At 69.0% G+C, this 9648-nt stretch carries 7 protein-coding genes; 4 read left to right on the forward strand and 3 right to left on the reverse strand.

The features are described from left to right. Positions 1–271 precede the first annotated feature (271 nt). Both U9977_RS22415 and U9977_RS22420 read right to left on the reverse strand, forming a co-directional pair. Entirely contained in the window at positions 272–1198 is a 927-nt protein-coding gene (locus U9977_RS22415) for an SDR family oxidoreductase (protein ID WP_322751261.1), read from the reverse strand. A 100-nt stretch (positions 1199–1298) separates the two neighbouring features. Next, the gene (locus U9977_RS22420; RefSeq protein ID WP_322751262.1) at positions 1299–2306 is read right to left on the reverse strand and encodes an LLM class F420-dependent oxidoreductase; all 1008 of its coding nucleotides are present in this window, start codon (positions 2304–2306) and stop codon (positions 1299–1301) included. Between the two features lie 149 nt (positions 2307–2455). On the opposite strand from U9977_RS22420, the gene U9977_RS22425 reads away from it, so the two are divergent. Beyond that, complete coding sequence (locus U9977_RS22425; protein ID WP_322751263.1) at positions 2456–3457, forward strand: LLM class flavin-dependent oxidoreductase; 1002 nt, start codon at positions 2456–2458, stop codon at positions 3455–3457. Positions 3458–3557: 100 nt separating this feature from the next. On the opposite strand, the gene U9977_RS22430 is transcribed toward U9977_RS22425, so the two are convergent. Then, complete coding sequence (locus U9977_RS22430) at positions 3558–4334, reverse strand: FadR/GntR family transcriptional regulator (RefSeq protein WP_322751264.1); 777 nt, start codon at positions 4332–4334, stop codon at positions 3558–3560. A 282-nt stretch (positions 4335–4616) separates the two neighbouring features. On the opposite strand from U9977_RS22430, the gene U9977_RS22435 reads away from it, so the two are divergent. The 3 genes from U9977_RS22435 (at position 4617) to U9977_RS22445 (ending at position 9247) form a co-directional block, all read left to right on the forward strand. Beyond that, positions 4617–5117: a DoxX family protein gene (locus U9977_RS22435; protein ID WP_322751265.1), complete on the forward strand. Its 501-nt coding sequence runs from the start codon at positions 4617–4619 to the stop codon at positions 5115–5117. A gap of 103 nt (positions 5118–5220) precedes the next feature. Further along, positions 5221–6891, forward strand: coding sequence for a DUF2142 domain-containing protein (locus U9977_RS22440; RefSeq protein WP_322751266.1), 1671 nt, complete (start codon positions 5221–5223; stop codon positions 6889–6891). Between the two features lie 22 nt (positions 6892–6913). Further along, the gene (locus tag U9977_RS22445) at positions 6914–9247 is read left to right on the forward strand and encodes a serine/threonine-protein kinase (RefSeq protein ID WP_322751267.1); all 2334 of its coding nucleotides are present in this window, start codon (positions 6914–6916) and stop codon (positions 9245–9247) included. Positions 9248–9648: the final 401 nt, after the last annotated feature.

Below are 9648 nucleotides of genomic sequence, written 5' to 3' on the forward strand. Positions count from 1 at the left end.
GCCCGCGCCGGTCAGGACGACCGCGCGGACATCGGCGTCCCGGTCCACCCGGTCCAGCGTCCCGAAATAGGCCGCTTCCAGGTCTGGTGACCAGCCGTTCTTCCGGTCCGGACGATTGAACGTCACAGTTGCGACACCATCGCCGTCGGTCGTGCACAGGACCAGATCGTCCGACACCACAGTTCCCTTCGAAGTGGACATCAGCTACCGCAAGCCGGGCACCCGCCGATGCGAAGCAGCCGGCGAGCGCCGGCCGGGCACGCGCGCGACTTCAGTCCTTCGCCGCGACCCCGGGCAGGGTCGGGGGCAGACCCGGGTCGTGGTCGGCGAACAGTCGCGGGCCCTCGGTCACGAGTTCCTCGGTCGTCCAGGCCCGTTCGCCCGCGTCAATGGTGGCTGCGACCTCCCAACCGCGGAAGACCGAGACGACCGAGCCGTAGACGTGGAAGATCTGGCCGGTGATGTCGGCCGCGGCCGGGCTGGCCAGCCATCCGACCAGCGGGCTGACGTGCTCGGGTGCCCGGTTGTCGAACGCGCCCTCCTCCACCTGCCCGTAGCCGGCGAAGGTCTGGGTCGTCATGCGGGTACGCGCCCGGGGCGCGATCGCGTTGGAGGTCACCCCGATCCGGGCCAGCTCGCGGGCCATCACGACAGTGAGCGCGCTGATCCCGGCCTTCGCGGCCGCGTAGTTGGCCTGGCCGAAGTTGCCGACCAGACCGGACTCACTGGTGGTGTTGATGAGCCGGCCGTAGACCTCCTCGCCCGCCTTCGCGCGGGCCCGCCAGTAACGGGCCGCGAACCGGGCCGGCGCGAAATGGCCCTTGAGATGCACCTCGATGACGGAGTCCCAGTCGTCCTCGTCGAGGTTGAAGAACATCTTGTCGCGGACGAAACCGGCATTGTTGACCAGGACGTCCAGCCCGCCGAACGTGTCGACAGCCTGCTGAACCAGCCCGTCGGCGCCCTTCCAGTCCGCGACGCTGTCGAAGTTCGCGACCGCCTCGCCGCCGGCTGCGACGATCTCATCCACGACCTGCTGTGCGGGCCGCCCCTCGTCCTTGCCGGCACCGTCCCAGGCCACGCCCGGGTCGTTGACCACGATTCGGGCCCCCTGGCTCGCGAGCAGCAGCGCGTGCGCCCGGCCGAGACCGCGGCCCGCGCCGGTCACAATGGCCGTCCTGCCGTCCAGCATGCTCATTTCTCTCCCTGATCGGTTACCCTGCGGTCACTGTCGACGGTTGGGCGATGACCACTGCACTGAGGACCACTGCACTGACGAGCACTGCGGTGCCGAGCACTCAGCTGCGGACGGCGTCGAAGACCTCCGGCCACATGGCCGGGTCGCTCTCGTAGGTCGCATAGAAGGTGATCCGCGTGGCGACGTCGCCGTACCGCTCCCGCAGGCCCTTACCGACCTCCGCGGGTGAACCGACGACGGAGAACGTCCGAAGGATCTCGTCGTCGATCAGGTCGCCCATCTCCGACCAGCGATTCTGCTTGCTCATGCGGGTCAGCTCGGTCTGCAGGTCGCCCCAGCCGTGCAGCTCCAGGACCCCGCGGTAGGCCGGCGTGGAGGCGTAGAAGGCGATCTGCTTCTTCGTGCCGGCGATGGCGGTGGCAAGCTCGGCCTCGTTGCGGCCCACCGTCGCGAACGCCGGGCCGGCCAGGACGAAGTCCGACAGCGTCCGGCCGATCTTCGCCCGGCCCCGCTCCAGGGCCGGAATGGTGACCTCACGCAGGTAGCGCGGCGTCGAGAACGCATGGAAGAACATGCCGTCAGCAACTTCGGCGGCCACCTCGGTCATCAGCTCGCCGACGGCCGCGAGGTACACCGGCGGCGGGCCCCACTCGTGCGCCTCGGGAGAGAAGAACGGCGTCATGAGGGTGTGGGTGTAGAACTCGCCCTCGAACGACAGCGGTGTTGCGTTCTGCCACGTGTCCCAGATGGCACGCATGGCGAGCACGAACTCACGCATCCGGGCTGCCGGCCGCGACCACGGCATCGAGAAGCGCCGCTCGATATGCGGCTTGACCTGGGAACCCAGCCCGAGGACGAACCGCCCCCGGGAGTAGCGGGCAAGATCAAAACCTACGTTCGCCAGCGTCATCGGCGTCCGGGCGAAGGCGATCGCGATGGAGGTCCCGACCGTCAGATCCCGGGTGGCGTCAGCAGCCCGCAACGACAGCAGGAACGGATCGTGTCGTGTCTCGCCCACCCACAGGCCGTCGTACTCCGCGGCCTCGGCTTCCCGCGCGTTGCGATGGACGGCGTCGATGTCCTTTGGAAGCGTCGTATCGATCTTCACAGAGCCTCCCCGGCTGGCCGACAGGCGGCGCGCCGCACCCGGACGCACCCAAGGACATGAAGATGCCTCATCTGTATTGTCTACCTTATTCATAGGCGAGGCGACCAGACCTTCACGACCTGCCCGCCGTCCGGACGAAGGGGACCAGCATGCAGGTAGGCCTCTACTTCGACCTCCGCAACCCACCGGACCGCCGCCAGGACCCCACCCGCCTGTACGGGTTCACCCTGGAGATGTGCCAGGAGGCGGAACGACTGGGCGCGGACTCGGTCTGGGTAACCGAACACCACCTGTTCGATGACGGCTACCTCCCGCAACCGCTCACCTTCGCGGCAGCCATCGCGGCCTGCACACGCCGGGTACGCATCGGGACCGGCATCATGATCGCACCGCTGCACGCGGCGGTCGAGATCGCCGAGCAGGCGGCGGTGGTGGACATCATCAGCGGCGGCCGCCTCGACCTCGGCCTCGGCGCCGGCTACCGGATACCCGAGTTCGAGCTGTTCGGCGCCGACCCGGCGAAGCGGTACAGCGCCACCGACGGGCGGGTCCGCGAGCTGCGGCGGATCTGGGCCGACGGTCGGGTGACCCCGCGTCCCGTCCAGGACCGGCTGCCCATCTGGCTCGGGTACCTGGGACCAAAGGGCGCCCGGCGGGCCGGTCTGCTCGGTGAGAACCTGCTGTCGGCCTTCGGCGGGATCGCCGAGCCGTACCGGGAAGGGCTCGCGGAGGCCGGGCACGCCCCCGAGATCGCCCGGATGGGCGGCGGCATCCAGGGCTGGGTCAGCGACGACCCGGAACGCGACTGGCCGGTCGTGAGCAGGCATCTCGGCTACCAGCTCGACTCCTACCGCCGGCACATGGTGGAGGGAACCGACACCCCGACGCCACGGCCGGTCGATCCCGACCGCATCCGGGCTCGCGAAGCATCCAAGAGCCCGCTCGACTACTTCCACTACGGCACGCCCGAGGATGTCGCAAGCAGCATCCGGGCCTTCGTCGGCGACGCGCCGGTTGACACCGTGTACCTGTGGGCCTCCCTCGGCGGGATGCCCGAGGAGCTCGTAGCCCAGCACGTCAACGTCGTGTGCACCCGTCTCGCGCCGCTGCTGCGCGCGGTGGATGCACCTACGCCGCCATCGGCCGGGTAGCGGCCGGGTAGGCGGGGCCACCTGAGGACGGATCCCCCACGGGAACGCTGGATTTTCGGGGAAACCCTTTCTTCCACCGGCGCGACAATCGGTGCCGACCTCAACCGAGCACGTCAAGGACGCTGGCCTCATCGAAATGCTCCAGGACGACCTGGTTGGTCTCCACCAGATGGCGTCGCCAGAAAACCTCCGCCCCGGTGGCGTCACCGGCCGCAATGAGATCGACCAGCCGCCGATGCGCACGCAGGGCGAGATCGTCCTCATGGAACTCCGCCCCGCTACCGGACGGCAGCGTAGCCCGATGCGCCATCGTCACGCCGGTGACCAGATGATGCAACATTCTCGTCAGCACCGCCAGGGTATGGTTACCGGCCAACTCCACCATTGTCTCGTGGAAGTCGGTGTGCGCCGGAATCAGACTCTCCGGACCGGCCAGGCGCTGCTCGTCGGAATCGAGATGCGCCGTAAGCGCCTCGATATCCCGCCGGCGCCGCCGCGCCGCCAGCAGCCGGGCCGCCGGTGGTTCAATCACCGAACGGGCTTCCAGCACGTCGGCAACAGTCACATTGTCGTGTTGGAGGACCAGCCCCACAAAATGCGCCGCCACATCACCATTTGGAACATGCACCCGCGCCCCGCCGTGCGCACCGCGGCGCACGCCGATCAGACCCTCGGACTCCAACACCCGGAACGCCTCGCGCAGCGTCGGCCGCGAAACATCGAACCGCGCCATCAGGGACGCCTCGTTGGGGAGGCCGTCACCTTCTCGAAGATCACCGCGAATAATCTGCCGACGCAGGGCGGCCGCCACCAGCTCAGCGGTCTTGGGCACCCGGACGTGACCAGTCGCGTCGATGTCGGCAGGTCGTCTGTTCATCAACCCATCGTATAGTTCATTCAGCCATCACCGAAGCATCTTGGGCATAGCCGTCACGCCGGCGCCATGGGGTAGCAGCCGGTGTGACCCGTGGGCCGTCCCGGGCCCCACGGCAACCCGTACCACCGCCGCCCGGCGCGGGCCCCGGGTAGACAAACATGGCGAAGTGCGGTGCACACACCATAGTCTCCTCATCCGCACCCACTGCCCTGCTCCAGCTGCCCTCCTACCTCCGCCGCCGCGGGCAGCACCGACCCGCCAGTTCTTCCTCAGGAGTATGAAATGACCCATATCGATACAGCCATCCTTCTGATTCGCCTCTGCGTGGGTCTCACCCTGATCGCCCACGGATGGAACCATCTGTTCGGCGGTGGCCGGATAGCGGGCGCAGCCGGCTGGTATGGGTCCATGGGCCTGCGCCCGCCGCTCGTGCAGGCCTGGATGTCGGTGCTGTTCGAGTTCGCGGCGGGCATCGGCCTCGCCGCCGGCTTCCTCACGCCGCTGGCCGCGTCAGCCGCCGTCGGCCTCATGGCGGTCGCGGGAGTGGTCGCACACCGGCGGAACGGCTTCTTCGTGTTCCGCGAGGGCTACGAGTACGTCCTGATGATCGCCGTGATCGCGATCGGGATCGCCACCGCAGGCCCGGGCAAAGCCTCGCTCGACCACGCGATCGGCCTGGGCGGAGCCGGCTGGGCCGGCTTCGCGATCTCCACCGGTGTCGGTCTCGCGGGGGCTGCCGCGCTCCTGGTGACCAGCTGGCGGCCACAGCCCGTCAAACAATAAGAGCAGGCTATTGTTACCCCGCGCGCCGGAGCGCCCGGACGTCACGGCGCGTGGATTTCTTCATGTTGTCGACGAAAAATTTCCCAGGTGGCGATACGTACGGATGAGAAGACCGCGGTTGCCCGGCGCCCGGAGGAACCGCGCGCCGGAGCTCCTCCTCAGCGCGCTGTTCGGATGGATCCTGCTGTGGGCACTGACAAATCCGCCGGGAACCGCTCCGGATGAGCCGAGCCATTACACGAAGGTCGTGGCGGCGGGACACGGAGACATAGTCGGTGCCACCGTCCCGTTCGCGGAAATACAGGCGCTGCGAGCATTCAACGAGGATTCGCTCCGCCAGGTCCGTAACGCCTACCGAAGCTTCCTGCTGCCAACCGACCTCCGCGTCACGACGAATCCTCCGTGTACCGCGTTGCACCTGGATGCGTCGGCGACCTGCCTGCGCCGGCCGGCGGTCGTTCCAAACGGTCGGGTCAACAGCATTGTCGGAGCGTATCCACCCTGGCTGTACATACCCGCGGGAGTACTCACCCGGGCCGCCTGGTCGGTTCAGTCCGGCTACGTCCTGGCGCGCCTGGGGTCCGCCTTCATCTCGGCGGGGTTGCTCGGCGCCGGCCTGTGGCTTCTGCTGGGCGGGCAACCGCCGGACCGGATACGCAGTCAACGGCCCCTGCTGCTGGCCGGCTTCGCGGTCGCGGTCACCCCGATGGTGCTCTTCCTCAGTTCGCAGGCGGGTACCAGCGGCGCAGAGGTCACCGGGGCGATCGCGTCCATCGCGGCGGTGCTGCGCCTGTCCCGTGCCCAACAGCCCACGGCCCGAACCTGGTTGGTCGCCGGCGCCGTCCTGGCCACCACCGCGCTGAGCCGTCCGCTTGCTCCGCTGTGGGTGGCTTTCGCGATCACGATCGGGATCGGCCGTCTCGGCGGACCCGCGGTGCTGATGCGAGTACGCGGGGCTGGCCGACCCGCGGCCGCGGCGGTGACGGTCGTCGGGGCGGGGATCGCCGCAACGGTGCTCTGGACGCAGGCTCTGTCGCTGCGGACCCCGGTTCTGTGGGGCCGTCTCGGCCACGGTCTCGCGGTCGCGATCGGCCTCGCCCCACAGTCCGCGCGCCAGGCCGTCGGGGTTTTCGGCTGGCAGTCGATCCCCATCCCGGGCGCCGTGTACTGGCTGTGGGGGCTACTGGCAGCAGGGCTCTTCCTCGCCGCGTTCGCGCTCGGCGGTCGGCGCGATCGCGCGCTGCTTGCGGGCAGCCTCACGGTGGTCGTGGCCGGCTACGAACTGCTCGCCGCGGCCGTGTTCATCCAGAACGGCTTCGGCATGCAGGGCCGCTACATTCTACCCGCGCTGGTGATGCTGCCCCTGCTGTCGGTGGAGGTGCTCGCCGACCGACTGCCCGCGCGCCTGAGCGGGCATGCGGCCACGGTGGCTACCGGCGTCATCGCCATGACCGCGGTCAGCCAGTTTGTCGCCTGGGTCGCCAACAGCCGTCGGTACGCGGTCGGCGTGGACGGACCACTGTGGTTCGTATCGGGCTCGGCGTGGTCGCCATCGGGCGGCTGGCTTGTATGGCTGGTCCTGGCCTGCCTGCCGGTCATGATGACCTTTGCCGCGGCCCGGTCATCCGCCGCTGTGCGGCCCGACCGACCGCACAGTCCGGGTACCCACCGCCACGCCGCGACCGACGATGCCGACGATGCCGAGAACCGAACGACGCAGCCGACGCCACCGGGCAATCCAGGTGGCATGCTGCACTTGGACAACTCGGCGTAGAAAAGATCGCGGAGGGGGCGCCGTGGCTGTTGCGCCAGAGGCCAGCCGCATCGTGGCCAGCCGGTACCGGCTCATCGAACGGCTCGGCACCGGCGGAATGGGCACGGTCTGGCGCGCCTTTGACGAGGTGCTGCTGACCGAGGCGGCCCTCAAGGAGGTCGATCTCGGCGGCGATCTTGATCCGTTCGAGCGGGCCGACCGGGTTGAAAGGGCCTTGCGAGAGGCCCGGCATGCCGCGCGGCTGCGGGGCCATCCACACGTGGTGACCATCCTCGACGTGGTTGTCGAGGATGGTCTGCCGTGGATCGTCATGGAGCTGGTGCCGTCGCAGTCGCTGTTCCAGCTGGTTCGCGATCACGGCCCGCTCCCCGTCGCCGAGGTGGCCCGCATCGGCATCGGGATCGGCGACGCCCTGTCCGCCGCGCATGCGTTCGGGATTCTGCACCGCGATGTGAAGCCCTCGAACGTGCTGATCGGAACGGGCGGCCGGGTGGTCCTGACCGACTTCGGCATCGCGACCCGTGACAGCGACTCCGCGCTCACCGTCACCGGAGTGCTCGGAACACCGTCGTACATGTCGCCGGAGCGGTTGAACGGCGATCTGGCGACACCCGAGGCGGACCTGTTCGGCCTCGGCGCGACCCTCTACTTCGCCGTGGAGGGGAAGCCGCCGTTCTACCGGGAGACCTTTGCCGCGATGGTGGCGGCGATCCTGTTCCAGCCCCCGTCGCCGACCGACCGGGCGGGCCCGCTGGCCGACGTCCTCGCCGGTCTGCTGGACAAGGATCCGCGTACCCGGCTGACGTCCCGCCAGACCCGCGGACTCCTGATCGACATCGCGACGGCACGGCCACCGGTCGGCGCGCCGCCCCCAGCCGGTGACCCGGCGCGTCCGAGTGGACACCCACGGATCATCAGCCGGGACAACATCGGCCCGCACTACGCCTTCGACAGGGCACCCGAGAACGCGGCACCAGGGAACGCGGCACCAGGGAACGCGGCACCCGGGCTCCCGGCGACCGCCCGAGATTTCCGGGCCATCCCCGCTGATCCGGCCGACCGACCCGTCGACCGGCCCGTCGACCGGCCGGCCGATGAACGCGATGTACTCGCGCCGCCGTCCAACCTGACCGCCACGCAGGAAGACGGCGCGGTGGTCCTGCGATGGAGCCCGCCGGAATCGTCCGGCCCGGTGTCCTTCCGCGTCCTGCGGGTGGTGGCGGACCCGGCCGCTCCGGGCGGGCGGTTCGAACGCAGCCTCGGCACGACCGGCTCGACCGAGCTGTCCGACGCGGGCGTCCCGCACGGCGTGACACTCTGGCACGAGGTGATGTCGGCGGCCGCGGGCCGACGCTCTGCGCCGGCCCGCACCCCGCCACTGATGATTGCTCCGGAGGTCACCGAGCTGCGTGCCCGGATGGACGGCGACGGCGTCGCCCTGTCCTGGACCCTCACAGCGGGATACGACGATGTGCTGGTCGAACGGGCCTTTGACGAGTCGTCGTCGTTTCACGGCGCCACCCGTCGGGTTCGCGCCGCCGGTGGCGGCCATGTCGACCGTGACGTGCAGACCGGGGCCACCTACCGCTATCGGGTCCGGGTGTCCTACCCGGACCCGCTCGGGGCGCTGGCCCACACCGCGGGCGTGGATGTGGTCCTGAAAGTGATCGCCAGACCGCGTCCGGTGTTGGACCTTGAAGCGGACAGTGACGGCGCGATGACAACCCTGCGGTGGACGACTGTCCCCGGCGCCCTGGTGCGGATCTACGCCACCGAGGCGTCCGCGGACTTATCCGAGCACCCGCTGAACCAGCCGCCCGACGGTGACCTCTGCGCGACTGATCCGTTCCTCGCGACGGGCCCGTTCGGCCCGGTCGACCAGGAGCTGCCCGCGGACTCGTTGGACGGGCGTGAACACCTGGTCGGCTCGAGCCGGCGCGGACGTCTCACCGTGACCGCCGCCGGCAGGCCGGTCGTGTACACCCCGGTCAGCATCGCCGGGAACCGGGCGGTGCTTGGCCGTTCGACCCACCACCTACCCGTCGAAGGCATCCATGGGTTGCAGGCCGTCGACCGTGGCAACAAGATCGTCCTGACGTTCCAGATGCCACCTGGGATCACCGAAGCCCGCGTGCTGTGGCGCCATGACACGATGCCGACCGGGCCGGACGATCCAGCCGCCCAGAGCGCAAAGGTCACCAACGCGAGTCTGGAGATCAGAGGTGGCTGGCACCTGGGCGCACCTGAGCCCGGGCTCACCTACCACTTCGCCGTGTATCCGCTGATCCGGTCGGCGGGCGGGGTCAGGGCGCTACCCACCGGCGCCCATGTGGTGGCCCGCGCCGGCTCCCGTTGACGACCCGGCCGCGGTCGGCCGCGGTCGGCCGCCGCCGCCGCCGAACGGAGCACTCCGATCAGCTCGACAGAAAAGCTATCTGGCAGGCGACAAACGGATACCTTCCCGCCATCAAAAATTTTAAAATGCCAATGAATGCGTTGCATTAGATAGCCAATTACCGATCGTCATGTGATCGACCACGAACGCTGTGAATCCGCATCGCGACCCACCTTCCCCGCGTTCCTCGTCCCCCCGGGTACACCGGGACAAGAACGGGACACATGCCAGACCATTTCGGGGCCACTTGAAACCTCCCGGACACAGGCGCACCGGACTGTGATCACGCAGGCTTCAACCGATCGGCGTGCTCGGATCCACCCATTTTCGATACTGGCTCACTGGCACCAATTCTCCCCGCG

It is taken from the genome of Protofrankia sp. Cas8 (assembly GCF_963555845.1).
Lineage (GTDB): Bacteria > Actinomycetota > Actinomycetes > Frankiales > Frankiaceae > Protofrankia.

What these genes read in the sequence shown, in the direction of transcription:
- U9977_RS22415 (WP_322751261.1), bottom strand. Translation starts at nt 1,198, where the DNA reads ATGAGCATGCTGGACGGCAGGACGGCCATTGTGACCGGCGCGGGCCGC.
- U9977_RS22425 (WP_322751263.1), top strand. Translation starts at nt 2,456, where the DNA reads ATGCAGGTAGGCCTCTACTTCGACCTCCGCAACCCACCGGACCGCCGC.
- U9977_RS22430 (WP_322751264.1), bottom strand. Translation starts at nt 4,334, where the DNA reads ATGAACAGACGACCTGCCGACATCGACGCGACTGGTCACGTCCGGGTG.
- U9977_RS22435 (WP_322751265.1), top strand. Translation starts at nt 4,617, where the DNA reads ATGACCCATATCGATACAGCCATCCTTCTGATTCGCCTCTGCGTGGGT.
- U9977_RS22440 (WP_322751266.1), top strand. Translation starts at nt 5,221, where the DNA reads ATGAGAAGACCGCGGTTGCCCGGCGCCCGGAGGAACCGCGCGCCGGAG.